The following is a 23,826-nucleotide window of genomic DNA, read 5'->3' on the forward strand; positions in this document are numbered from 1 at the left end:
CTTAAAAAGCAACCCCCTCAATCCGGGGTAGAGCAGTAAAGGGAGGTTACGATGATGAAGGTTCAGAAGGGAGACGTCATAAGGCTTCACTACACCGGAAGGGTCAAGGAGACCGGTGAGATATTCGACACCACTCACGAGGAGGTCGCCAAGGAGGCCGGGATATACAGCGAGAAGGGCATCTACGGTCCGGTTCCGATAGCCGTCGGAGCTGGCCACGTCCTCAAGGGCCTCGACGAGCAGCTGGAAGGCCTTGAGGTGGGCAAGAAGTACGAGATAATCGTCCCGCCCGAGAAGGGCTTCGGAAAGCGCGACCCCAAGCTCATCAAGACCTTCACCCTCGGACAGTTCAGGAGGCAGGGCATACTTCCCTTCCCGGGAATGCCGATTGAAATAGAAACCGAGGGCGGCAGGAAGCTCAAGGGGAAGGTTCTGACGGTCAGCGGGGGCAGGGTTAGGGTCGATTTCAACCACCCCTACGCGGGCAAGCACCTGGTTTACGAGGTCGAGGTCGTTGAAAAGATTGAGGATCCGATAGAGAAGGTGAAGGCCCTCATAGAGCTCCGCATGCCGATGGTCGACCCAGAGAAGGTGGTCATCGAGGTCGGCGAGAAGGACGTCACCGTCGATTTCAGCAACGCCGATCTGGACAAGAACACCCTCGTCCTCGGCGAGATACTCCTCGAGAGCGACCTCAAGTTCATAGGCTACGAGGAGGTAACCTTCAAGCCCTCCGTTGAGGAGCTTCTCAAGCCGCCGGAGGAGACCTCAGAGGAGGAAACTGAGGTCATAGAGCTCGAGGAGGAAGTCAGCGAGCCGCTCGTCGAGAAGGCCGAGGAGAAGGAAGAGACCGAAGAGAAGACCGAGGAAGTCAAGGAGGATAAAATAGAGGTCGAGGAGAAAGCTGAAGAGCAGGAGGAGAAGGCTGAGAAGTCAGAGGAGCCAGAGGAGTCCAAGGAGAAGGCCGAGGAAAAGCCCAAGAAGACCAAGAAAACCACCAGAAAGAGCACCAAGGGCAGGAAGACCAGGAGAACCACCACCAAGAAGACCACCAGCAAGAAGAAGACCAAGGCGGCCGAGGAGAAGGAGTCCAAGGAGGAGTGAAAGGCTTTTATCCTCCTTCCCAAACTTTTCTCCATGCGGCTTAAGAACAACCCCTACGCTCTCTACCTCCTCTCGCTCCCCTTTATCCTCGCCGTCAGGTACAGCGGCGGTGACCTTTTTAGCTGGGCGGTTTACAACGCCCTCTTCTACTTCGCCCTTCCCCTAGTCTTGGCGTATGCCCTAGGCTTCGAACGGGGGGAGCTGGGGGTTCGAGTGGGGGCCCTTAAAGAGTACCGCTGGGCCCTGCTCCTCTTCATCACCTCCCTGCCCCTGAGCATTTACGGGGCAACGCTGCCGGAGATGAAAGCCTACTACCCGATATTCGACTTCTCCGGCCCCCTGGACTTCCTGCTCAAGGAGCTGGCGGTAGGGGCGATAATGTTCGCCCACGAGGCATTTTACAGGGGGATACTTCTGTTCCCTCTCGCCAGGAGAAACGAGTGGCTCGGCATACTCGCCCAGGACGTCCCGTACGCCCTCGTCCACATCGGAAAGCCGGGCATAGAGGTTCCCTATTCGTTCGTGGCGGGAATAGTCTTCGCCAAACTCGACCTTCGGGCCGGGAGCTTTCTCCCCAGCTTTCTCCTCCACTGGCTCGGGGCGGTGCTCTTCGACGTCCTATGTGTCCTCCTATAAGGCGAAATGGATATTAGGGATCAGTCCCAAGAGACCTTATGCTCGGCGCCGAAGTGTACCTGAAGGGCCGGTACTGGGAGGTTGATCTCCTGCGCGGTATCGGAATAACGATGATGGTGGTCTCAAACTTTGTCACAGACCTCTGGCTCTTCCTCAACTACTCCGGGCACCGTACGTTCTGGTTCGCCTTCGCAGTCACCACCGCCTCGATATTCGTCTTTACATCGGGTCTCTCATTCTGGATAAGCTATTCCCGAGCGATAAAGAGAAACCCCCAACCATACAGGAAGTATTTCCGGCGCTTTATCAAGCTCTTCGGCCTTGGCATGCTCATAACCCTGATCACCTCACTCCTCCCGGGCAGAATGACGATTCACTTTGGAATCCTCCACTTCCTCGGCGTGGCGACGCTCCTGGCTATCCCATTTCACCGGTTCGGGAGAAAGAACCTTTTCTGGGCCTTCTTTTTCCTCCTTAGCTATTCCCTGGTAAGGAACCTCCACGACGGCCTGTTCCTCCTTCCCCTGGGCATCACGCCCGAGGACTACTTCGCTCCCGACTACTTCCCGATCTTCCCCTGGTTCGGGGTGTACCTCCTGGGAATGACCGCGGGGAGCGTTTTCTATCCCACCGGCGAGAGGAAGGTCCGCCTGCCCACGCCGGAGAATCCGCTGGTTCATCTCGTAACCTTCGCCGGGAGACACACCTTGGCGATCTACCTCCTCCATCAGCCTGTTCTCGTGGCCCTGCTTAGACTTATCCACGGCCCGATTCCGGGGCTTCCAATATAACCGGAAAATTTAAAAGGCTTATTCCAACTTCAGATCGTATGAGGGTGGAAATCAGAGCCGTGCCGGAGGATAACAACCCAAAGGAGTGCATAAAGAAGGCCGCACTGGAGGCCCTCGTGGACGAGACGGTCCGCGTTCCCGGGAGCTTCACGAGTGCACTTTTCCACCCAGGACCCTGGGAGCGTTTTAAGGAATGCACCCGACCAAGGGCGAGTGTCGAGTTCTCGGCCGGGGGTTTCTTCATCGCCCGGGGCGAGGAGGACTACCTGAAATTCGCGGAAGGAATTTTAAGCATCGGCGCCCTCGCAAGGGGCAGGTTCGGGAGGGCCCTCCAGCTGGCGGAGCTGACCGGAACGCGCCTACTGGCGGACCCTGTTGATGAAGGAATGCGACTGTCGTTCGCGGGCTTCTACGGCGTGGTGGGGCTTTCCCCTGGAGGGGTAACCTTCTCGACGGAAGATTCGGCCGTACGGGTTCCCCTTGGAGATTTTCTCAGCGCCGAGGAGTGCTTCCTAAGCTCCCTCGCCTTTGACCTCGAAGAGCTCTTTGAGGTCTGCTCAAAGCACGGGCTTGAGCGGGCGTTCCTTGAGAACACCCGGCCGGTGAGGCTTCTCCTGAAGGTGGTAGCTTATGGAGGTTGAATGGAGTGTTGGGTCCACGAGGGAAATTCTCTTTGAGAGTCTCGCGGAGCTGGCGAAGACCGGGGACTTCCTTGAGTACCTCCGCCTTGAGTGGGACGACTACGGAATTTTAAGCCTCTGGCGGGGCGACCTCCTCGTCTTCGGGGCGGACGTCTTTCTTGGGAGCGCGCTGGAGGAGCTTGCGTTGCTGAACTTCCACCTTCTCGAAGTCAAGCCGCCCCTCGACCTCGGCGAGCTGAGGAGAGGAAAGCTCGAGGACGACCCGTACAGAAAGGCCCTCGCGGGGAAGAACTTCGATGCGTTCCTTGAGGAGCACCCCGTGGTGAGCCTCGGCTCCTACGACCCCTGGATAGACCTGCACCTGGTGAGGAACGGGAAAACCCTGAAGGTTCTCTCCCTCGAGTGGTATGGGCCACACCAAGAGCTCTACTTCGAGGTTCCCATGGAGGAGTGGCTCGACTCAACCGTGAGACTCTTCGCGATGATAGTCAGGGACTTCGAGAAAATGCGGGAGACGCTCCTCAGGTACGGCCTCGTGAACGCTCCCCGAAAAATTGGGCGATACAGGACCCTTTTGAGGGGACTCCTCGACGCCCACCCGATTGATATTGACGCCCTTCCGCCAGCCTACGCCCCCTGGGAGGTGGAGGAAGTCCTGAGAACGGCCTCGAACTTCCTGTTCCGGGGGAGTGTGGAGGGGGCAAAGTGTGTCCTCGACTCGCTCGAAAACCCCAACCACTACAGGCAGGCCCTTTTCAGAATCCACGACAAACCTGGGAGGCTTGAAAGTCTCTACCGCCTCCTTGAAAAGCCGTACCGCCCCGAGATGTTGTCTCATCTGGCCTACCTATATGCCGTCGATGGAAGGCCTGGGAGAGGAGAGGCAATAGCCGCCGAGGTCGGGAGCGATGCCGCTTGGTGGAACCTCGCCCTTGGATTTTTGAACACCGGGAGTTACGGAGATGCCCTAAGGGCCGCGGAGAGAATCAAAAACCCCTGGCTTAGGGGGAAAATCCTTCTCAGAACCTATCTTGACCGGCGGGAGCTGGCTGAGGAGATAAAGGAGAGAGCGCCGGAGCACGTGAGGGTCTTCATCGAGGAGAGAGAGAAAGGAGAACCCTGACCCTCTCCACCACCTCCCGCGCGTCCCGCCCGAAGATCAGGATCATCGGCTCCTTGCCCCAGTCCCCGAGGTGGTAGATTACGTCTGGCCTTTTTCCTGCTCTCTTCACTGCCCTCTCAATTCCCCATTCCATCGTCCCCCTCTCGGCCCTCTTAACCTCCTCGGGCTCCTCCCTTCTGTCGTAGAATGAAACGACAAAGCCAAGCCGTTCAGCCCTCTCCACCAGCTTCCTGGAGTAGCGCAGGTTCAGGACGGCCCTTACCTCGGGGTAGAACTCGCGCATCTTGAGCAAAGCCCTCCTCAGATGGTCGCTGGCGTTCAGCTCAATCGGGCCCACGGGCTTAACCGTTTTCCCGTAGCGGACGATTCTGCCCTTCACCGCGAAGACCTCTCCAAGGGCAGTCGCCAGCGCGAAGTTAGTGCCCACCTCCGGAACGTGGGGGTTGAGTTTTTCGCCGAACTTCACGAGTTCTTGAACTGCCCTTTCAAGCTCTTCCCTGGCCCTCCAGCGGTAGGCATCTCTCTGGAGCTTCCAGAGGGGATTGACGGCCTTTGCTTCGGCCTTTGAGAACCTTATCGTACCTTCAACGAAGCGCTTGGCCCTTTCCACTGCCTCGGGAGGCTCAAACCCCTTCGCCAGAAAAGCGACCAAGGCTGACGAGAAGGCACAGCCCGTCCCGTGGGTGAAGCCATCAACCCTTTCCCCAGGAAACTCGAAGAACTCCCCGTTCCAGTAGAGGACGTCGGTTAGGTTCAGGTGGCCGCCTTTGACGATTACCGCCTCCGCCTTCAGAGTTTGGGCTATGACCCTCGCCGATTCCCTCATGTCCTCGATCGAGCGGATTTCAATACCGCTTAGAGCTTCGGCCTCCGGGACATTTGGGGTAACTATTGAGCCCTTCACGAGAACCTTGAGCGACCCGAGGTCGTCGATGAGCCTCTCACCGGTGCTCGAAGCCATCACCGGGTCGAAGACCCTCGTTAGGTCCTCCGTCTCCTTGGCAACGACCCTTGCTATTCCCCCGCTCCCGAGCATGCCCACTTTGACTGCCTTGATATCGAAGTGCCCCCTAACGGCCCGTATCTGGTCACTCAAGGCCTCCACTGGTATGGAAAAATAGCCGGAAACCCTCTCGGGGTTCTGGTAGGTGACCGCTGTGAGAATCGGGAGCGGGTGCTCACCCAGAGCCGAGACCGTCTCGATGTCCGCTTTAAGGCCCGCTCCCCCGCCGGTGTCGAGGCCGGCTACAATCAAAACGGCCATTCCATCACCCCAGCTTTTCGAGGATTTCGAGGGCCGCTTTCCTCCCGCTGAGGAACATTCCGCCGAATATCGGGCCCATTCTCGGGGCACCGCTTATCGCGTTCGCGGCCATTCCGGTGACGTAGAGGCCGGGGAAGATTTCCCCTGTGTGCTTGACCGTGAGCTCCTCGCCCCTCTCGGCCCACATCGGGCCCTCTCCAGGAACCTTGAGCAGGCCCCTCTTAACGAGGTGCTGGCTTATCTGCGCCCCGTGACCGGTTGAGTCGATTACGAACTTCGCCTCGACGGTGAGCGGGTCCACGTGGAGGCCCGTCATGAGAACCGGCGTCCAGTTGATGACTATCCCCGCCACGCGGTTTTCTTTCAGGACGAGATCCTCGACCTCTATCATGTTGAAGAACTTTACTCCTGCCTTTACGGCCTTGCTCGCTATCGTCGTTGCCGTCTCAATGGCATCGGCAACGTAGAGGCCGTTCCTGAAGGGCCTGTAAGTTATCCCGAACTCGTCGAGGATTTCTCTGGCTTCCTCCTGGACGACTATCCTGTTGAAGCCCATCGCGCCGCCCCAGATTCCGCCGCCGATGGAGAGCTTCTTCTCGAAGATTGCCACCTTTGCACCGCCTTTGGCGAGGTAGTAGCCGGCGACCATTCCTGAAGGACCCGCGCCCACAATAGCGACGTCGAGGCTCAGGCTTTCGAGAAGCTCGGCCGTGTAGGCCTCGATTATCGCCCTGCTTATCTCCATCTCCTTCATCGCCACCACCCAAAACCTTTTAAGCCGCGGTAAAAACTGAGTTTTGAAATTTAAAAACTTTGTTATAAAGGGGTTTTAAAACCGCGGGAAACACGGGTGGTGAAAAAAGAGAAATCAGTGTTCATGATCTGGAGAGATGTTTTCCGGGCAGTAACCTGTACGCGGGTCGCAGGGCGGGTTGTAGCCAGAATTTCCAGGAATGAAGATGTCTCCGAACATTCCTGTTAGGGGGTACTTGTTACCCCTGTAGTCGAACAGCACTTTGCTGGCGTAGATACTCACCTTCACCGTGTCATTACGGTGCTCATACTTCAAGCCAACGTCCACATTGACGAGTGATGACACGCTCGTCTCTTTAGTAAGTCCAATGGCAACGGCGAGGGTAAATGGTGAGACTTTCACATCGCCCTTTCCGATGACACCGAGCACGGGTGCCGAGGCGGAAAACAATGGTAGGGTGCTGACTTCTTGCCTAACCGTGAACGTGGAAATGCTGAGACCACCGTGACCACTATTTTCTATCGCTTCTCTCCAGTACCGGTGAACGAACCACATTGTCCTGCTCATCGGTCCACCCTCCCTGTCGGGCCAGCCGGGTTCGACGTATTTCCTTAGTTCCATATTTTTCTCGTCGGGCTTTCCGAGGACAACGTACGCGTAAATGTCAAAGGGACGGTAGTGCTCGGGCCTTCCGTTTATGTAATCAACCCTGTAAAGCCGGTACTTGGCGAACGTTACGCTGCCCTTAATCCCAGCCCCGATGACGGAGGGCGATACGAGTTCGGGTCCCCATATCCTCACTTCAGACTTAGGAATCCTGAGCGAGTTTTTGTTTATCGTGTACGAGTAACCGAGTATCCTTCCCTCCACGGAACCGCCGGCGTTTTCGGTTTCAACCGCTCCCACCGCCGAGAACGCTAGCTCGGCCCGGTTTGTCGTTACCGCACTGTAATCTAGGGAGATGGCAATGTCGTTTATCTTGCTCGTGTCCCCGGTTACCTGGAACGCCGCCACGGGAATGATGCTTGCCCTTCCGAGGGTTTTTTCGGGAAGCCACTCGAAGCAGTACCTGGAGCGGTCACCGCCTACCCAGAACTCAGGTGAACACTGCGGTTTTCCAATCTCCGGCAGCGGTGTGTTAGGTTCTATCTCCGCTGAGGTCCCAGCTTCTCCCGGCTCTTTTAGGAGCTCTTTGACTCTGTCTTTCCCGTAGAGCCTCCCCACGACGTCCTCGTCGATGTCAATCCTGACCCACAGGTTTTTCAGCAGATTTTCAACACCTATTGGAACGGTCGTCATGAAGTAGTCCAGGTTGCCCTCCTCGTCCTGAACGGTTCCGAGGAGAAGGAGGGATGGCTTCACGCTGTCGGGGCTGAGGTTGTTGGCGACCAGATAGCGGTTCCAATCGCGCATGACGCCGAGTATCGTCCTGTACTCTATCTGAATTTTGCCCCTTCCGGAGTAGGTGCCCAGGTACTTCAGAGAGCCGTTGGGCATGAGGGCCGAGACGGAGACCGATGCGTAATCGTCCGTCGGGAGTTTGACCTCGAAAGACGGCTCGAAGATAAAGCTCCTGTAGTAGTCCACCTGTGCACCATAGTACTCGGCGGACTCCACTGGAATCTGAGAGGCGGCAAAGACCGCCCCCAATACTATGGTTAGTATTAGGAGAAGGACTGCCAGAACTCTTCCCACTTGGTCACCCCGGTAGTTTGTTTTATTTACAACTTCAAAAAGTTTTCGATCGAGCGATCCAAAAACCTTTTAAGGCCCGTTCAAAACTAGGTTTTGAAATTTAAAAACTTTGTTATAAAGGGGTTTTAAAACCGGGTGATGGGAATGACCCAGCTTGAGGAGGCCAAACGCGGGGTAATCACGGAGGAGATGAAGTTCATCGCCGAGAGGGAGGGGATAAGCCCCGAAAAGCTCAGGAGGAGCGTGGCGAAAGGACACACCGTCATCTTTCGCAACGTCCGCCACGACTGGGTGAAGCCGGTCGCCGTTGGAAGCGTTGTCCGCGTCAAGGTGAACGCAAACATAGGCACCTCCCGCGACATCGTCGATGTCAGGGCCGAGATAGAGAAGGCCAAGGTCGCCGTCAAGTACGGCGCCGACACGATAATGGACCTCTCCACTGGCGGTGACCTCGACTCCATAAGGAAGGCCATAATGCACGCCGTTGATGTTCCAATTGGGACGGTTCCAATCTACCAGGCCGCCGAGGAGATGCTGGCTAAAGGAAAGGCGATCATCGAGATGAGCGAGGACGACATGTGGAGGGCCGTTGAGAAGCACTTCCGGGACGGCGTTGACTACACGACGATACACGTTGGCGTTACTAAGGAAGTCGTCGAGAAGATGAAGAGAACTAAGAGGATCGTCGGCATGGTCTCGCGCGGCGGGACTTTTCTGGCGGCGTGGATACTCCACTGGGGCGAGGAGAACCCGTTTTACAGGGACTACGACTACCTCCTAGAGCTCGCTAGGGAGTACGACGTCGTCCTGAGCCTCGGCGACGGGCTTAGGCCGGGTGGACTTCCCGATGCCGGCGACGAGCTTCAGATGGCGGAACTCTACACCCTCGGGAGGCTCGTTAAAAAAGCCAGAGAAGCCGGCGTTCAGACAATGGTCGAGGGGCCGGGCCACGTGCCCATAGACCAGATACCGGCGCAGGTGAAGCTCGCGAAAGTTGCCACGGACAACGCGCCCTTCTACGTTCTTGGGCCAATAGTCACGGACATCTTCCCGGGCTACGACCACATTACCGCGGCCATAGGCGGGGCGATAGCCGCTCTAAACGGGGCTGACTTCCTCTGCTACGTAACGCCCGCTGAGCACCTCGGACTTCCGACGGTTGAGCATGTCCGCGAGGGGGTCATAGCTGCCAGAATAGCGGCCCACGCCGTAAACCTGACCCGCTTCGAGGCGGACTTCAGGAAGGACTACCTCATGAGCGCCGCGAGGGGCAGGCTCGACTGGGCGAAGCAGTTCGAGCTGAGCGGGGACAGGGAGAGGTTCGTCGAGATAAGGAAGGAAAGGCCGACTAAAACAGAGGCCTGCTCGATGTGCGGCGACCTCTGCGCGATAAAGCTCATTCAAGAGATGCTCCGGAAGGGGTGAGAGCTTGGAGCTCGTCTACTCTGGCAAGACGAAGGACGTCTACGAGGACGGCCCGTACCTAATCTTCCACTTCAAGGACACCGTCCTTGGCAGGAACGGCCGGGAGGACAGCGGGGGCAACGAGGTAATCGGTGAGATGGCGGGAAAGGGGAGCCTCGTTTTGGAGCAGACGGAGTTCTTCTTCCGCCTCCTTGAGAGGAACGGGATAAGAACACACTTCGTCGGGCGGATTGACGAGAGAAAGGCGCGCTTTCTGAAGGCGGAGAGGATTCCGCTGGAGGTCATTTATCGGGAACTCGCCTACGGGAGCTTTCTGAGGCGCTATAAAGGCTGGGCAAAGCCATTCCAGAGGCTCGGGGTAGTTGAGTTCACCCTGAAGGACGACTCCCTCGATGACCCGCCCATAGCCGAGGAGGCAGTGGTCGCCCTTGGAATCGCGAGCGAAGAAGAAGTCGGGGAGATGAAGGAAACGACGAGGAAGGTGGCAAGAATCTTGAGGGAGTTCTTTTCCTCAAAGGGCCTCCAGCTCGTTGACTTCAAGCTCGAGTTCGGCAGGCTCGATGGCCGGCTGACCGTTATAGACGAGCTGAGCGGGGACACGATGCGCGTCGCGAAAAAGGAAATGGTTCTGACTCGGGAGGAGCTCTCGGAGGTGATTGAATGATTATCTCGACGATAGCCTCTCATTCCTCCCTCCAGATTCTCCTTGGGGCCAAAGACGAAGGGTTTAGGACGAGGCTCTACGTGAGGCCCGAAAGGAGGGCCTTCTACGCCTCCACGAGGCTCGCGGACGAGCTCATCGTCACGGAAGACATGGGCGCGATCCTTGAGGACGATGGGATAGTGATCCCCCACGGCTCCTTCGTCGCCTACCTCGGGCTTGAGGGGATAGAGAAGGCTAAAGCAAGGTTCTTCGGCAACAAACGCTTTCTGAAGTGGGAGACGACCTTTGAACTGCAGGACAGGGCCCTGGACGCGGCCGGAATTCCTAGGGTTGAGGTTATCGAACCAGAGGAGGTCAGGCAGGATAGGCTCTACTTCGTCCGCATCGAAGGCCCGAGGGGAGGGAGCGGGCACTTTCTGGCCAAGGGCGGGGAGCTTGAGGAGAGACTGGGGAACATCGAGGCCAAGTTCAGAATCGAGGAGTTCATACCTGGCGTTTACCTCTACGTCCACTTCTTCTACTCGCCGATTTTGGAAAGGCTTGAGCTCCTCGGAGTCGATGAGCGAGTGCTTATAGCCGATGGAAACGCCCGCTGGCCGGTAAAACCGCTCCCCTACACCATAGCGGGGAACGTCGGCGTCGCTTTGAGGGAGTCGCTCCTGCCGAGGCTCTACGACTACGGCCTGGCCTTCGTTGAGGCGATGAAAAAGCTGGAGCCACCTGGGGTAATCGGTCCCTTCGCCCTCCACTTCGCCTACGATGGAAACTTCAAGGCGATAGGCTTCGCCTCGCGGATAGACGGCGGTTCCAACGCGCTCCACTGGTACGGACGGCTCTACTGGGACGAGCCGATGAGCGTGGGCAGGAGGATAGCGCGGGAGATAAGGCTCGCCCTCGGGGAGGAGAGGCTTGAGGAGGTGGTAACTTGACCTACACGGGAAGGACCCTTGGGATCGGTCTGATGGAAGGCAAGCCCTTCGCCTTCTACCTCCTCTGCTCCCGCTCCTTCCCTAGGAGGAAGGCAATCGTTAAAGGGAGGGCAGTTTACATCGAGAACCTAACCGAGACCGACAACCCATACGTCAGCTACCCCGTCGTGAGGCTCCTCGATGAGTACGCCGTCGTCACCAACGGTCTCCAGACGGACTTCATTGCCCAGGCCCTCGAGTGGGAGAGCCCCAAGAAGGCCCTGGTTCACGTTTTGGACGCCCTCGATTACGAGAGGGACGATTACAGCACGCCGAGGATAGCCGGAATAATCGGGACCGGCGGGAAGGGCTGGCTCGGCTTCGCGGGCAGGGACGAGTTCTGGGTGAAGAGGCTGGGGCTGAAGGAGGGGAAGGCCTTTGTTACAGCGACCTACAACCTGGGCTTCACCGAGCTGGATTTCCCGGCCTTTGAGAGCTCTGGGGAGCTTGCCAAGAAGGCTATGGAGTTGCCCTTCGAGAAGAAGGTGCTCGCAATCGGGATAGTGAAAGAAAGGAAGGGGTGGGGGCTGGCTTGGCTCAGTCCCTGAGTTTTTTCATGAGGTTCGCCATCTCCAGCGTTGCCATAGCGTACTCGAAGCCCTTGTTGCTCTTCACCCCTGCCCTGTTGAAGCCCTGGAGCTCGTCTTCCACGGTTATCACGCCGAAGATAACAGGAACGCCCGTGTCGAGCGAAACCTTGGCAACGCCCTTGGCAACCTCATTGGCAACCAGATCGAAGTGCTTGGTTTCACCTCTAACAACAGCACCGAGGGCCAGAACCGCGTCGTAGCCCCTTTCGGCGAGCTTTTTGGCGGCGAGCGGTATCTCAAAGGAACCCGGGACCTTCACGACGTCTACCCTCTCCACGCCATGCCTCTCGAAGCAGTCGAGTGCTCCCTTAAGGAGCTCTTCGGTGAGGAGGTCGTTGAAGCGGGCAACGACGATGCCAATCCTCAGGCCCTTTCCTATAAAGGCCCCTTCGATTGTTTTTACCTCCATCAAACCACCTCCTAAACCTCGAAGGGCAGCCTGTGGCCGAGCTTCTCAGCCTTCACCCTGAGGTAAGGTCTGTTGTGCTCCGTAACCTCGCCCGGAGCTGGAATGATCTCAACGACCTCGATTCCGAACTCCTCGAGGGCTTTGGCTTTTGCCGGGTTGTTGGTGATTAGCTTGACCTTGGAGACTCCCAAAGCGCGGAGCATCTGGAACGCAGCTTCGTAGGTTCTCTCGTCGGCCTTATGGCCGAGCGCATCGTTTGCCTCAACCGTGTCAAGGCCCTTATCCTGGAGCTCGTAGGCCTTTATCTTCTCCTTCAGGCCTATTCCCCTGCCCTCCTGGTCCATGTAGAGGAGTATGCCCCCCTCCTGGGCTATCATCATTAGGGCATGGGCCAGCTGACTGCCGCAGTCGCACTTGAGAGAGGCCAGGGTGTCCCCGGTCAGGCATTTCGAGTGGATCCTTACCAGCGGAACCTCACCGTAGGGCTCCTTCACTATCGCCACGTGCTCCCTGAAGTCCAGCTCGTTGTCGAAGGCTATGATTCTGAACTCGCCGTAGCGTGTCGGTAGCCTTGCGTTGGCGTAAACCCTTATCAGTTGCTTCCTCCTCACGAACTCCTTCCAGACGTCGTCGGTTGTGAGGACTGGCAAACCGTGCTCCCTCGCGAAGTTGAGCGCGTAGTCCCTGTTGTGGGAGTCGCCTTCCTCGTCGAGGATCTCCACTATCAGGGCGTAGCGTTTGAAACCAAGGAACTCCATAAGCTCCAGCGAGCTCTCGGTGTGCCCCCTCCGCCTGTTGAGGCCCACCCCTCCAAGGAGGTGCAGATGGCCCGGGTAGCGGAAGGCCTTAACACTCAGCCCCTCGGCGATTTTTCGGGCGGTTAGGGCCCTCTCCTCCGCTGTTATCCCGGTGAAGGTTTCGCTGTAATCAACTGGAACCAGAAAGTTCGTCTCACCTTCCTTGCTCGGGAGCGGAAAGAAGCCCCGCTTTAGAGCCTCGTCCATGTCCATCGTGAGGCAGAGAAGTCCTTTGGCCGAGAGCATGAAGTTGACGACCTCGGGCGAGGCAATTTCGGCAGGGTAAACCAGATCGGCCTCGAACTCCCTCCCCTCGTCTATCAGAACGACCGGCTTCCCATCGAGCACAGCTTTCCTGATCTCCCCCCAGTTCATGTTCCCGCCTCCATGATGCGCTTCACGTATCTGGCCAAAACGTCGATTTCGTAGTTCACCTTCTTCCCGGGCCTCAGAAGGCCGAGGTTGGTCTTTTCGAGGGTATAGGGGATTACCTGGACCCAAAAGCGGTTTGATTCCACCCTCGCAACAGTCAGGGAGACGCCGTTCAGGGCTATGGAGCCCTTCTCGGCAACGCCCCACCTCTCGGCCGGCATCTCGAAGGCCATCAAGGTAGTGTTCCTTGAGCTCCTTGCCGTCAGAAAGCGAACCGTCCCGTCCACGTGGCCTGTAACTATGTGCCCGTCGAGCCTTTCGCCGAGCTTCAGGGCCCTTTCGAGGTTCACCACCTTCGCCCCCCTCAGGTTCGTCCTCCTCAGCGTCTCCTCGCCGACGTCGAAGGCCGCTATCCTCCCGTCGAACTCGACCACCGTTAGGCAGGCCCCGTTAACGGCGACGCTGTCCCCGGGTTTGACCTCAAAGGGCAACTCGACGTGGAGCCTTCCAGCGGAGTAGTGGGCTCTTCCCGTTCCCTCAACGATCCCGCTGAACATCTCCACCACCGGGGTAAGCCGTCACGAGGAAGCTCTCACCGAGCCTCTCCAGCGATTCTATCTCAAGAACTGGGGCGTCGCTGGCCGTTTCGACCTTCAGGCACTCGAAGGGCTTGATTCCGTTGCCGAAGAGCTTCGGCCCGTAGAAGAGGTAGAACTTGTCCGCAAAAGCCAGGAACTCGCAGGCAATCCTTCCGCCCTCTATCAGAACGCTGTCAATGCCGAGCTCGCCGAGCTTCCTCAGGATTTTCTCTGGCTCGGTTATCGGGTATGCCTCGGCTATGCCCTCGAAGAGCTCCGGCCTCTCGGTGAAGAATATCACCCTCCCGTCCTCAAAGAGTCTGAACCTTCTCCCCGCCTTAATCGCCTCCGCAACCCTTCCGGAGCGGTCGAGGACTACCTTCATCTTCTCCGGGCAGTTATCAAGCCGGCAGTTGAGCCTCGGGTTGTCTGCTAGAACCGTCCCGGAGCCGACCATTACGGCCATGTGCCTCCTCCTGAGCTCCTGGACCTTCAGCCTCGCCTTTTCTCCGGTAATCCACTGCGAGGAACCGTTCTCGGTTGCTATGAAGCCGTCTAAGGTCAGGGCGAGCTTTATCGAGACGAAGGGGGTTCCGGTGGTTATGTACTTGATGAAAATCTCGTTGAGCTTCCTAGCCTCCTCCTCCAGAAGGCCTACCTCGACCTCTATGCCCGCCTTCCTCATCTTCTCGGTTCCCCTGCCGGCCACGGGGGGTTGGGGTCTTCCATGGCAACGACGACCCGCTTGAATCCCTCCTCTATTATCCTGTCGGCGCACGGCGGCTGCTTCCCCCAGTGGGAGCAGGGTTCGAGCGTTACGTACATAGTGGCGCCCCTGACGTCGTGGCCCTTCCTCTTGGCGTCTTCTATGGCGTTCACTTCCGCGTGCTTCCCGCCGAAGCGTTGATGCCAGCCGAGGCCGATTATCTTTCCGTCCTTAACGATGACGGCCCCGACCATCGGGTTAGGATTGACCCAGCCCTCGCCTTTCCTCGCGAGCTCGAGCGCGAGCCGCATGAACCTCTCGTCTTCCATGCTCATGGTCGGGACTTTGTTCCAAAATTTTAAATTTTTTGTTCCTTGTTTGGAACAACAAAACCTTTTTATGCCCTTTGCCGAACGTTAAGATGGTGGTTTTCATGGGGGATCCCTACATCTGGGCGGAGAACCTGAAGGACAAGCGCGTTCTCAGTCTCGTTGAGGAGGAGAACGCTCGCTTTAGGGAGTTCATAGGAAGCCTCAGCGACGAGCTCTTCCCCGAGGTCTGGGAGTACTACTCGATTCCGGTCCTGACCAGCGCGAGGCTGACAGAGAAGGGAGTAATAGCGATGTACCGCGAGAGCGACAGGCAGGTCATCAGGTGGCTCGGAGGAGAGGCCATAGTTGATTCAAAGGAGCTTGAGGAGGAGCTTCGCGACGAGGTTCTCCTCCAGGGCTTCACCGCCGATGAAAGGGGGAAGCTCCTCACCTACAGCTTCTCCATCGGCGGGGCGGACGAGGGGATAACGAGGGTAATCGACCTCGAAACGAAGGAAGTAATCGACGAGTTCAGGCCCTCCGTCTGGAACGTTACCTTCCTGGAAAACGGCTACTACTTCTCCCGCTTCTACAGGCACGGCGAAACCCCGGACGGCGTTAAAGCCCCAGCGGTGAGGCTCTTCTGGAAGGGGGAAGATGGGGAGAGGCTCGTCTTCGGTAAGGGCCTTGGCTCTGGCTACTTCATCTCGCTGAGGAAGGGCACCGACGGGAAGACGGCGATGGTCACGGTGACCTTCGGCTGGAACAGCGCCGAGATCTACGTCGGACCGATTGAGAAGCCCGGGGAGTGGAAGAAGGTCTACTCGGCGGACGTTCCGGTCGAGCCAATCGACGTGATCAACGGAAGGCTCTACCTCCTCACGAGGGAGGGGAAGGGTCTTGGAAAGGTTATAGCCATAAAGGACGGCGAAGTCGAAGAAGTAATCCCCGAGGGTGACTTCCCGCTCGAGTGGGCAGTTCTGGTTGACGGCAAAATCCTCGCCGGCAGGCTCGTCCACGCGAGCCACAGGGTTGAGGTTTACTCGCCCGACGGGGAGAAGCTCGACGAGATAACCTTCGACCTCCCGGGGAGCGTTTACCCGCTCGACACCGATGGGAAGAGGGCGCTCATAAGGTATGAGAGCTTCACCGTTCCCTACAGGCTCTACGAGTTCAGCGGTGGGCTTAAGCTTGTAGAGGGGCAGGGAATCAACGGGAACTTCAGGGTCGAGGAGGATTTTGCCACCTCGAAGGACGGGACGAGGGTTCACTACTTCCTCGTGAAGGGCGAGGGGGACGGGAGGAAAGCGTGGGTCTTCGGCTACGGCGGCTTCAACATCTCGCTGACTCCGAGGTTCTTCCCGCAGGTAATTCCGTTCCTCAGACGCGGTGGGACCTTTGGAATGGCCAATCTGCGCGGTGGGAGCGAGTACGGTGAGGGGTGGCACAGGGCAGGAATGAGGGAGAATAAACAGAACGTCTTCAACGACTTCATAGCCGTGCTCGAAAAGCTCAAGGGTGAGGGCTATCGCGTTGCCGCCTGGGGAAGGAGTAACGGCGGGCTTCTGGTTTCCGCTACGCTCGTCCAGAGGCCGGACGTGATGGACGCGGCGCTGATAGGCTACCCCGTCATCGACATGCTCCGCTTCCACAAGCTTTACATCGGGAGCGTCTGGATCCCTGAGTACGGCAACCCCGACGACCCGAAAGACCGGGAGTTCCTTCTTAAATACTCCCCATACCACAACGTCAGGCCGGCGAACTACCCGCCGACGCTCATCTACACGGGTTTACACGACGACCGCGTTCATCCAGCGCATGCGCTCAAGTTCTTCATGAAGCTGAGGGAGCTCGGAGCGCCGGTTTACCTCCGCGTCGAGACCAAGAGCGGGCACATGGGGGCATCGCCGGAGACGAGGGCTAAGGAGCTGACAGATTTGCTAGCCTTCGTGCTCAAGACTCTCCATACCTGATTCTTTCCACCTTTTTGTAGTTCCAATTGGCTCACTGCCAGGACTTCAGCGTCTCGAAAGGTTCTTATATTTGTTGGCGGATTATTCTATACTAGGGGAGTGTCATGGACATCTCGCGGATCCCCACCGGAATTCCGGGGCTCGACGCTATGCTCAAAGGAGGCCTCATACCAGGTAGGGTGTATCTCGTCAAGGGGGCGCCTGGAACAGGGAAAACGACCCTCGCCGTGCACTTCGCCATGGCGGGCGTCGCCAACGGTGAGAACGCCCTCTACGTGACCCTTGAGGAGCCGGCCGAGAACCTGAAAACGGATATGAGGCTCCTTGGTTTTGATCTCAACGACCCGCATTTTACGCTCATCGACGCAACTCCAACCGCGGAGCGCTACGTTCTGATAAGCGATTTCTTTGAGGAGTTCGCCTCGAACATCGAGAAGATGGCCGACGCGATCAAGAGACAGTTCCAGGAGAGGAGGTACACCAGGATAGTCATCGACCCCATTACGATGCTCAAGCTGACGGCAACGAAGGAGATGGACTACCGCAGGGCTTTTCTAAGCTTCATCAAGACCATGATGCGCCTGAGAACCACCGTTCTCCTCACCTCCGAGATGGAAAGGACCGACATAGAGGAGTACCTCGTGAACGGGGTCATTGAGCTGAAGACCTTCAGCATGAATGGGCGGCTCTCGAGGGGGATACGCATAACGAAGTTCCGCGGCAGTGCCTTCGACGACGCCATAAGACCCTACGAGATAACGGAAAGGGGCATAGTGGTTCATAAGGATAGGGTCCTTACCCTCCCCTGATTCACGATTTTCAAAAACCCAACGCGAAAGGTTCTTTTAGCAAACTTTTTAAGTGCCGATGATGAACCGAATCCGGTGGGAGAATGGAAGGAGTCGAGAAGCTTGAGAGGGTTCTCGGGGAGTTCAACAGGCTCCACGGGGCGGAGGCGAGGGCGAGAATAGTTGAGATGAAGGGTGACGAGGTTATCATCGAGTTCGAGGGCTCATTCTGCGCCACCTGCGGGCTGTACGACTACTTCGACGACATCAGGTGGGAGGCGATGGACTTCGGCCTGGAAATCGAGCCCGTCGAGGTTTTGGAAGCTGAGGAGGACGACTTCGAGCACGGCCGCTACGTGGTGAAGTACCGGATCGGCGGGAAACCAGTCCTTGACATCGTCGGTAAGGATTAAAACCTTCCCCCAGATCTTTGTCCATGAACCCCCTAACCGTAGCACTCGCGCTCATCTTCCTCTGGGACGGATACTTCTTCCTTAATTACATAATTAGCCTTTTCCGCAATTACAGAATTCGGGAGTGGGAGCCGAAGGTTTCCATAATAATCCCGGCCTACAACGAGGGGGAGCGGGTTCTACGGGCCATCAACTCGGCGCTTGGGCAGGATTACCCTGACATCGAGGTTATTGTAATCGACGATGGAAGCGAGGATAACACCTTTGAGGTTGCCTCCTCGGTCAAGAGTCCCGTGCTGAAGGTATATCGGAAGGAACACGGCGGAAAGGCGAAGGCCCTGAACTTCGGCCTCTTGAAGGCTTCAGGGGAGGTAATAATCACGACCGACGCCGACAGCTACCTCGAACGGGAGGCGGTGAGGGAGCTGGTGAGGCGCTTTTATTCCGACGAGGTTTTGGGAGTTGGCGGACAGGTCAGGGTAATGGGGGATTCGTTCCTAGAAAGGGCGCAGGACACGGAGCACCTCAGGATAGCGATGTTCCGCAGGGCCAAAGAGCTCGACGACCTGAGCCTCGCCCCGGGTCCGATAGCCGCCTTCCGCAGGGAGGCCCTTGAGAGGATCGGCGGCTTCGTCGAGGACATCGTTGAGGACTACGCAACGACGAAGGCCGTTAAAGAGTTTGGAAAAGTAGTCTACGCCCCTCGCGCGAGGGTATGGACAAAAATGCCGAAGAGCCTATCCGCCCTCTGGCGCCAGAGGAAGCGCTGGTTCCTTGGAGACCTAAAGAATCTCGGCGGAGGGTTCACCAAGGACCTGGCTTTTCTGCTCGCCTCGGACGCCGTGGCCCTCCTCGATGTAATTGTGCCGCCGTTTCTCCTCATCACCGGGAACTTTGCGCTCTTCGCCCTCTGGTGGTTCTTCGAAACCTTCACGATGCTTTTACCCACCCTCTTCGAAGGCGGCAGATTGATAAACGCACTCCTCTTTCCGCTCATTGTCTGGTTCTGGGCGGTATTTTACCTGACTCTCCACCTCTACGGCTATCTCTCGGTGCTCCTGCAGAGGGCATGATGCAATACGGGGCGAAACACTTTTAAATGCTCACTTCCGTGCTACATAGACTATATAGATTATGGGCCAACAAATAGAATATAGTGATGACGATGATAACGGCGCTCTTCATGGCGTGGGCGATAGGGGCCAATGACAGCGCGAAGGCCGTTGGAACCGCCGTTGGCTCGGGCGTGCTCGGCTTCAAAAGAGCCGTGCTCCTCATAGGGGTATTCACAACTCTGGGCGTTTTTCTTGGAGGTTCTGGCGTTTCCGGAACGGTTTCTGGGCTCGCCGAGGGTATGTCCGCGGGCGAGGTCGGTCTCGTCCTCTTCAGCGCGGCCTCTGCCGTAACCCTCGCGAGCCTCTGGGGAAGGCCTATCTCAACGACCCAGTCCATAATAGGCGGTCTCGTGGGGGCTTCCCTCGCCCTCGGGCTGCCGGTTGACTGGTGGACGGTTGGAAGGATAGCATCGGCGTGGGTCCTCTCACCAATCGTCGCCGCGCTCTTTGCGGTGGCGGTCTACAGGCTCTACAAGCCCCTGCTGAGAAGGATAAAGTGTCTGCGGAACCTTGAACTGACCCAGAAGTGGCTTGTCTTCACGGCGGCGGCTTTTTCCGCCTTCAACCTCGGTGCCAACGAGCTTTCGAACGTCGCCGGACTGATGGAGGGCCTGGGAATCAACGGCCCCTTCAAACTGGTTCTGGCCATTACCCTCGCCCTGGGGGCGCTAACCTTCAGCTACGAGGTCATGATGACCGTCGGGAGGGATATCTCGCCCCTCGGTCCGACGTCGGCCTTTTCAAGCCAGTTCGGTGCATCTCTGGCGGTGAGCGCGGCAAATCTGATAGGTTTACCGGTCAGCTCCGGTCAGGCCATAGTTGGGGCCATCAGCGGCCTCGGCATCTACAAGGGGGAGCGCGTAAACCTCAAACTCATCGCCGGAATCGTGAAGGGCTGGGTGGTAGCCCCGGTTTTTGCCGGCGCTTTCTCCTATGTCCTCATCACCCTTCTGGCTTAGGCTTTTAAACCGACCGCCGAAGGTTCTTGAGGTGTTGCGAGATGGTCGAGTTTAAGTTTGAGGTAAAGGTGAGAGACGCCGCGGGAAGGATAGGGAAGCTGACCGTTAACGGGAAAACCGTGGAGACCCCCACCATAATGCCGGTCATCAATCCGAAACAGCTCATAGTGACGCCGAAGGAACTGAAAGAGATGGGTTTCGGCATGGTCATCACGAACTCATACATCATCTACAAGACGCCCGAGCTTAGGGAGAAGGCGCTTGAAGTTGGAATCCACCGATTGCTCGACTACGACGGCATCATCGAGGTCGATTCCGGCTCCTTCCAGCTCATGCGCTACGGCGGCGTGGACGTTACAAACAGGGAGATAATCGAGTTCCAGGAGAGGATAGGCGTCGACATAGGCACGTTCCTCGACATTCCGACCCCGCCCGACGCACCGAGGGAGAAGGCCGAGGAGGACCTGAGGATAACCCTTGAGAGGGCGAAGGAGGCTGAGGAGGTTAAAAACATTGCCATGAACGCGGCCGTGCAGGGCTCCACCTATCCGGACCTGAGAACCTACGCCGCTAAAAAGCTCAGCGAGATGAACTTCGAGATTCACCCGGTGGGAGCCGTCGTCCCTCTGATGGAGAGCTACCGATACAGAGACCTGGTGGACGTGGTGATAGCTTCAAAGCTCGGTTTAAGGCCCGACAGGCCGGTTCACCTTTTCGGTGCCGGCCACCCGATGATTTTTGCCCTAGCCGTGGCGATGGGGGTTGACCTTTTCGACTCAGCGAGCTACGCCCTCTACGCCAAGGACGACCGCTATTTAACACCAGAGGGCACCAAGAGGCTTGAAGAGCTGGAGTACTTCCCCTGCTCCTGTCCGGTTTGTTCTCGCTACACGCCCCAGGAGCTCCGCAAGATGCCGAAGGAAGAGAGAACGAGGCTTTTGGCCCTTCACAACCTCTGGGTAATCCGCGAGGAGCTGAACCGGGTGAAACAGGCGATAAAGGAGGGAACGCTCTGGGAGCTCGTCGATGAGAGAGCTCGCTCCCACCCGAAGATGTTCGCGGCCTACAAGCGGCTGCTGGAGTACAGAGATTATCTTGAAAAGAACGAACCGGTGACCAAGGCGAGCGCCTTCTTCAAGGTGAGTGAGGAAGCTATGGGCTGGCCGATAGTCCAGCGCGCCAAAGAGAGGGCTGAAAGGGTTGCCAGAAAGTTTCCCGAGAAAGTTAGCCACCCTATCTTCGGCGAGATTCCCAGGTATCTGAGCCTGAGCTACCCCTTCGCCCAGAGCGAGGGCGAGGAGGACTTCACAATAGAGAAGCCGAGGAAAAGTGAAGCGAGGAAGTACGTCATGGCCATAGCGGAGTACCAGTTCGGCGAAGGGGCCGGCGAGGCTTTCAAAGATGCCTTCGTCGAGCTTTCAAGGAAGACGGGCATGCCGAGGCAGATTAAGGCGAAGGGCAAGCACCTCGCAACTTTCAGAGCGGAGGACGGTTTGCTGACCCTCGGCATCGAGGGAGCAAAAAGGCTCCACGAGGTTCTGCCGTTCCCGAGAATGAGGGTGGTTGTGAACTCAGATGCAGAGCCCTTCGCGAGGCGCGGAAAGAACGTCTTCGCCAAGTTCGTGGTCGATGCAGACCCCTCAATCAGGCCCTACGACGAGGTTCTCGTGGTGAACGAAAAAGACGAACTCCTGGCGACGGGACAGACGCTCCTGAACGGTGAGGAGCTGAAGGTGTTCCAGAGCGGTTTGGCGGTGAAGGTTAGGAGGGGGGTCGGTTAAGCATTTTCCTTCAGATACTCTTTGTATCCTTTCTTTTTCAGCCAGCTTTTGACGTCATCGGCGAGCCATTTTGAAGGAACTGGTTTCCCTACGGACTCCTTGTACTTCTCAAAGACCTTCTCACAGTTTTTATTGAAGTTCTTGCACAAGTATTGGTAGCTAATCACGACGAGAAGGAGATAAAAACGCCTCAGGAACCAGGGGCCGTTTTCACACTCCTCGTTGCCTTCGCACTCCCTGCTGTCCCGTAGAGCCTTGAGATACGGTCTCATTGCTAAGAAGGATTCCAGGATTAAACCCGCGTACTGCTCCTGAATGAACCAATCTCCAACGAAGTCGCGGTAGATGAAGTAACCGACGCGGTTGAGAACTCTGCTTGCATCGCTTACTGCTTTTACCCTTTCTTCATCTTTTAGGAAATCGCCCCTTGCAGGACCAACAAGCACTCCGCCAGAAATCCGTCCCGCTTGGAGGTCCTCCGCGTGCCATCGTTTGATTTTACTTATGTTTTCCTTGAGGTTCTCGTCCATCATTTCGTAAACCTCGCTGACTGCTTCGAAGTTAAGTTCCTTCAGCGCTATGTCAAGCTCGTAGATTGTCACCGCCATCATCACCGTGGCGAGGGTCGATGCAAGCGTGAGGATTACAATGGTCGTGTTGATGTCTCTCGTGATGGCCCAAGTTGCTCCCGTTGCAATTAAAATGAGAACCGCCGAGAGACCCGCGAGGAGTTTAATCCTATCCATGCCAATCCCCCAGATAATAATGCGAAAACGTTATAAATTTTCCAGCGTTCCCGAAGGTGGGCGGGCCCGTGGTCTAGACGGTTATGACGCCACCCTTACAAGGTGGAGGTCCGGGGTTCGAATCCCCGCGGGCCCACCATAAGAAACTTTTCTCGCGGAAAGATTCATCAAAGTTTGTAGCTTCTTCCTGCACAGCTAAATTCCAGGTGATTTTTAGCGAGGGGGTTTGCTTCTCTACTGCTCCATTGGAGTGCTTTAAGAGTTCGAACCGTGTTTTAGGGCTTGTGGAACGGCAGTCTGGTAGGGTAAGCCATATCAACCGCACATTATGGGGAAGAATCACAAGCTCTGATAAAGCGTTGCTTTGAAAAGTTTCTCAGTGAAGCTTTCCCAAAAGCTTCCGAGGTAAGGTTTATAAGCGACCCCTCCAACGATGGCTGAGGCGAGACCGGTGGGGCGGGAGATAACGGAGGAAAAGCTCCAGAAGTACTTTAGAATCACCGAAGAGGCCTTGAAGGTCCTTGAAATAGCCGTTCACGAGAAGAGTCTTCTGAGGAGCGTTGCAGAGGATTTTCTGACGATGGCGAGGAGCTATTTCAACGATGCCCGATACTACTACGAGAAAGGTGACTACGTTACCGCCTTCGCCGCTTTGAACTACGCTCACGGCTTCATAGACGCTGGTGTGAGGCTTGGAGTCTTCAAGGGAGAGGACGACAGGCTTTTTGCCTTCGGCTGAGGTGGGAGCCATGGGAGACTACGTTGTCGTTTTGGAAGCGCCGATAATCGTGAGGGACGTTGAGACGAGCGAGGACGCGATAAACGTCGCGGTGAGCAAGGTCGCCAAGGCACTCAATAAGGAGAAGCTCGACTTCGTGAGGGTTGAGATAGGCTACTCCCAGTGTCCCGTCTGCGGCGCCCACTTCGAGAGCGCCTTTGTCATAGGCTCTGTCGGCCTGGTCGGAATGTACCTTACTATCAAGGTCTACAACGCCCAGACCATCGAGCACGCCGAGAGGATAGCCAAGGCCGTCATCGGAAAGGCCCTCAAGAAGGTTCCCCTCAAGGTCTACGAGATTCGCGAGCTGACCGAGGAGGAAGAGGGGGACGGTCTGGAGCTGGAGGAGTGATCAGATTCTCCTCCGGTTTCTTCTTCTTGAAAAGTCTCCGGTACACCAACAGTGCGCCCAGCTGTTCTATTGAGGTTGGTGTCAGCGCCTTCC

Annotated in this window: 24 protein-coding genes, 1 tRNA gene and 1 pseudogene; 18 read left to right on the forward strand and 8 right to left on the reverse strand. The window is 57.1% G+C overall.

Annotated features, from left to right (window positions below; all coding sequences use genetic code 11):
- The first annotated feature begins 51 nt into the window (after window positions 1-51).
- The 5 genes from E3E27_RS02805 to E3E27_RS02825 are packed head-to-tail and all read left to right on the forward strand — an operon-like array spanning window position 52 to window position 4,295.
- Window positions 52-1,104 (forward strand): peptidylprolyl isomerase, encoded by a 1,053-nt coding sequence (locus E3E27_RS02805; protein ID WP_167773367.1) that lies wholly within the window; start codon window positions 52-54, stop codon window positions 1,102-1,104.
- A 33-nt stretch (window positions 1,105-1,137) separates the two neighbouring features.
- Window positions 1,138-1,740: a CPBP family archaeomyxosortase MrtA gene (mrtA, locus tag E3E27_RS02810; RefSeq protein ID WP_167773368.1), complete on the forward strand. Its 603-nt coding sequence runs from the start codon at window positions 1,138-1,140 to the stop codon at window positions 1,738-1,740.
- Between the two features lie 38 nt (window positions 1,741-1,778).
- Window positions 1,779-2,531, forward strand: coding sequence for a heparan-alpha-glucosaminide N-acetyltransferase (locus E3E27_RS02815; protein ID WP_167773369.1), 753 nt, complete (start codon window positions 1,779-1,781; stop codon window positions 2,529-2,531).
- 38 nt (window positions 2,532-2,569) lie between these two features.
- The gene (locus E3E27_RS02820) at window positions 2,570-3,172 is read left to right on the forward strand and encodes a hypothetical protein (protein ID WP_167773370.1); all 603 of its coding nucleotides are present in this window, start codon (window positions 2,570-2,572) and stop codon (window positions 3,170-3,172) included.
- On the forward strand, window positions 3,162-4,295 hold the full coding sequence (locus E3E27_RS02825; RefSeq protein ID WP_167773371.1) for a hypothetical protein: 1,134 nt from the start codon (window positions 3,162-3,164) through the stop codon (window positions 4,293-4,295). Before E3E27_RS02820 ends, E3E27_RS02825 begins: the two co-directional genes overlap by 11 nt.
- Here E3E27_RS02825 and thiD read toward each other — a convergent pair.
- From thiD to E3E27_RS02840, 3 genes are all read right to left on the reverse strand, one after another.
- Window positions 4,264-5,559, reverse strand: coding sequence for a bifunctional hydroxymethylpyrimidine kinase/phosphomethylpyrimidine kinase (gene thiD, locus E3E27_RS02830; RefSeq protein WP_167773372.1), 1,296 nt, complete (start codon window positions 5,557-5,559; stop codon window positions 4,264-4,266). The two genes, E3E27_RS02825 and thiD, sit on opposite strands and share 32 nt — an antisense overlap.
- A 4-nt stretch (window positions 5,560-5,563) precedes the next feature.
- Window positions 5,564-6,313 carry a sulfide-dependent adenosine diphosphate thiazole synthase gene (locus E3E27_RS02835; RefSeq protein WP_167773373.1) on the reverse strand — a complete coding sequence of 250 codons (750 nt, stop codon included), beginning with the start codon at window positions 6,311-6,313 and terminating at the stop codon, window positions 5,564-5,566.
- A gap of 114 nt (window positions 6,314-6,427) precedes the next feature.
- Window positions 6,428-8,008, reverse strand: a complete 1,581-nt coding sequence (locus tag E3E27_RS02840; RefSeq protein ID WP_167773374.1) for a hypothetical protein — start codon at window positions 8,006-8,008, stop codon at window positions 6,428-6,430.
- A gap of 144 nt (window positions 8,009-8,152) precedes the next feature.
- On the opposite strand from E3E27_RS02840, the gene thiC reads away from it, so the two are divergent.
- From thiC to E3E27_RS02860, 4 genes are read left to right on the forward strand one after another with little or no spacing between them, the layout of a single operon-like run.
- Window positions 8,153-9,433 carry a phosphomethylpyrimidine synthase ThiC gene (gene thiC / locus E3E27_RS02845; RefSeq protein WP_167773721.1) on the forward strand — a complete coding sequence of 427 codons (1,281 nt, stop codon included), beginning with the start codon at window positions 8,153-8,155 and terminating at the stop codon, window positions 9,431-9,433.
- Window positions 9,434-9,437: 4 nt separating this feature from the next.
- Window positions 9,438-10,097: a phosphoribosylaminoimidazolesuccinocarboxamide synthase gene (locus tag E3E27_RS02850; protein ID WP_167773375.1), complete on the forward strand. Its 660-nt coding sequence runs from the start codon at window positions 9,438-9,440 to the stop codon at window positions 10,095-10,097.
- Window positions 10,094-11,026 (forward strand): formate--phosphoribosylaminoimidazolecarboxamide ligase, encoded by a 933-nt coding sequence (locus tag E3E27_RS02855; protein WP_167773376.1) that lies wholly within the window; start codon window positions 10,094-10,096, stop codon window positions 11,024-11,026. The genes E3E27_RS02850 and E3E27_RS02855 overlap by 4 nt, the downstream gene beginning before the upstream one ends.
- The gene (locus E3E27_RS02860; protein ID WP_167773377.1) at window positions 11,023-11,613 is read left to right on the forward strand and encodes an IMP cyclohydrolase; all 591 of its coding nucleotides are present in this window, start codon (window positions 11,023-11,025) and stop codon (window positions 11,611-11,613) included. Before E3E27_RS02855 ends, E3E27_RS02860 begins: the two co-directional genes overlap by 4 nt.
- Here E3E27_RS02860 and ribH read toward each other — a convergent pair.
- The 4 genes and pseudogenes from ribH to ribD all read right to left on the reverse strand — a co-directional run bounded on the left by ribH (window position 11,603) and on the right by ribD (window position 14,852).
- Window positions 11,603-12,064 (reverse strand): 6,7-dimethyl-8-ribityllumazine synthase, encoded by a 462-nt coding sequence (gene ribH, locus E3E27_RS02865; RefSeq protein WP_167773378.1) that lies wholly within the window; start codon window positions 12,062-12,064, stop codon window positions 11,603-11,605. The two genes, E3E27_RS02860 and ribH, sit on opposite strands and share 11 nt — an antisense overlap.
- Before the next feature lie 11 nt (window positions 12,065-12,075).
- A complete protein-coding gene (locus E3E27_RS02870) occupies window positions 12,076-13,236 on the reverse strand; it encodes a bifunctional 3,4-dihydroxy-2-butanone-4-phosphate synthase/GTP cyclohydrolase II (protein WP_167773379.1) in 1,161 nt (386 codons plus the stop codon).
- Window positions 13,233-13,790 carry a riboflavin synthase gene (locus E3E27_RS02875; protein ID WP_167773722.1) on the reverse strand — a complete coding sequence of 186 codons (558 nt, stop codon included), beginning with the start codon at window positions 13,788-13,790 and terminating at the stop codon, window positions 13,233-13,235. Before E3E27_RS02875 ends, E3E27_RS02870 begins: the two co-directional genes overlap by 4 nt.
- Window positions 13,771-14,852: pseudogene (gene ribD / locus E3E27_RS02880) on the reverse strand (bifunctional diaminohydroxyphosphoribosylaminopyrimidine deaminase/5-amino-6-(5-phosphoribosylamino)uracil reductase RibD). The gene E3E27_RS02875 and the pseudogene ribD overlap by 20 nt, the downstream one beginning before the upstream one ends.
- Window positions 14,853-14,950: 98 nt before the next feature.
- On the opposite strand from ribD, the gene E3E27_RS02885 reads away from it, so the two are divergent.
- The 6 genes from E3E27_RS02885 (at window position 14,951) to tgtA (ending at window position 21,857) form a co-directional block, all read left to right on the forward strand.
- Entirely contained in the window at window positions 14,951-16,801 is a 1,851-nt protein-coding gene (locus E3E27_RS02885; protein ID WP_167773723.1) for a prolyl oligopeptidase family serine peptidase, read from the forward strand.
- Window positions 16,802-16,905: 104 nt separating this feature from the next.
- Entirely contained in the window at window positions 16,906-17,610 is a 705-nt protein-coding gene (locus E3E27_RS02890; RefSeq protein WP_167773380.1) for an ATPase domain-containing protein, read from the forward strand.
- An 83-nt stretch (window positions 17,611-17,693) separates the two neighbouring features.
- The gene (locus E3E27_RS02895; RefSeq protein ID WP_167773381.1) at window positions 17,694-18,002 is read left to right on the forward strand and encodes a hypothetical protein; all 309 of its coding nucleotides are present in this window, start codon (window positions 17,694-17,696) and stop codon (window positions 18,000-18,002) included.
- A 23-nt stretch (window positions 18,003-18,025) separates the two neighbouring features.
- Window positions 18,026-19,075, forward strand: a complete 1,050-nt coding sequence (locus E3E27_RS02900) for a glycosyltransferase family 2 protein (protein WP_167773382.1) — start codon at window positions 18,026-18,028, stop codon at window positions 19,073-19,075.
- Between the two features lie 92 nt (window positions 19,076-19,167).
- Complete coding sequence (locus E3E27_RS02905) at window positions 19,168-20,076, forward strand: inorganic phosphate transporter (RefSeq protein ID WP_167773724.1); 909 nt, start codon at window positions 19,168-19,170, stop codon at window positions 20,074-20,076.
- Window positions 20,077-20,117: 41 nt separating this feature from the next.
- Window positions 20,118-21,857, forward strand: a complete 1,740-nt coding sequence (gene tgtA, locus E3E27_RS02910) for a tRNA guanosine(15) transglycosylase TgtA (protein ID WP_167773383.1) — start codon at window positions 20,118-20,120, stop codon at window positions 21,855-21,857.
- Here tgtA and E3E27_RS02915 read toward each other — a convergent pair.
- Entirely contained in the window at window positions 21,854-22,603 is a 750-nt protein-coding gene (locus E3E27_RS02915) for a hypothetical protein (protein ID WP_167773384.1), read from the reverse strand. The genes tgtA and E3E27_RS02915 overlap by 4 nt on opposite strands.
- A 62-nt stretch (window positions 22,604-22,665) precedes the next feature.
- Here E3E27_RS02915 and E3E27_RS02920 point away from each other — a divergent pair.
- The 3 genes from E3E27_RS02920 to E3E27_RS02930 all read left to right on the forward strand — a co-directional run bounded on the left by E3E27_RS02920 (window position 22,666) and on the right by E3E27_RS02930 (window position 23,733).
- Window positions 22,666-22,742, forward strand: a tRNA-Val gene (locus E3E27_RS02920).
- 312 nt (window positions 22,743-23,054) lie between these two features.
- The gene (locus tag E3E27_RS02925) at window positions 23,055-23,342 is read left to right on the forward strand and encodes a DUF357 domain-containing protein (RefSeq protein WP_014788203.1); all 288 of its coding nucleotides are present in this window, start codon (window positions 23,055-23,057) and stop codon (window positions 23,340-23,342) included.
- Between the two features lie 10 nt (window positions 23,343-23,352).
- Window positions 23,353-23,733: a DUF555 domain-containing protein gene (locus tag E3E27_RS02930; RefSeq protein WP_014788202.1), complete on the forward strand. Its 381-nt coding sequence runs from the start codon at window positions 23,353-23,355 to the stop codon at window positions 23,731-23,733.
- Window positions 23,734-23,826 lie beyond the last annotated feature (93 nt).

Source organism: Thermococcus sp. MV11 (assembly GCF_012027285.1).
In the GTDB taxonomy this organism is placed as follows: domain Archaea; phylum Methanobacteriota_B; class Thermococci; order Thermococcales; family Thermococcaceae; genus Thermococcus; species Thermococcus cleftensis.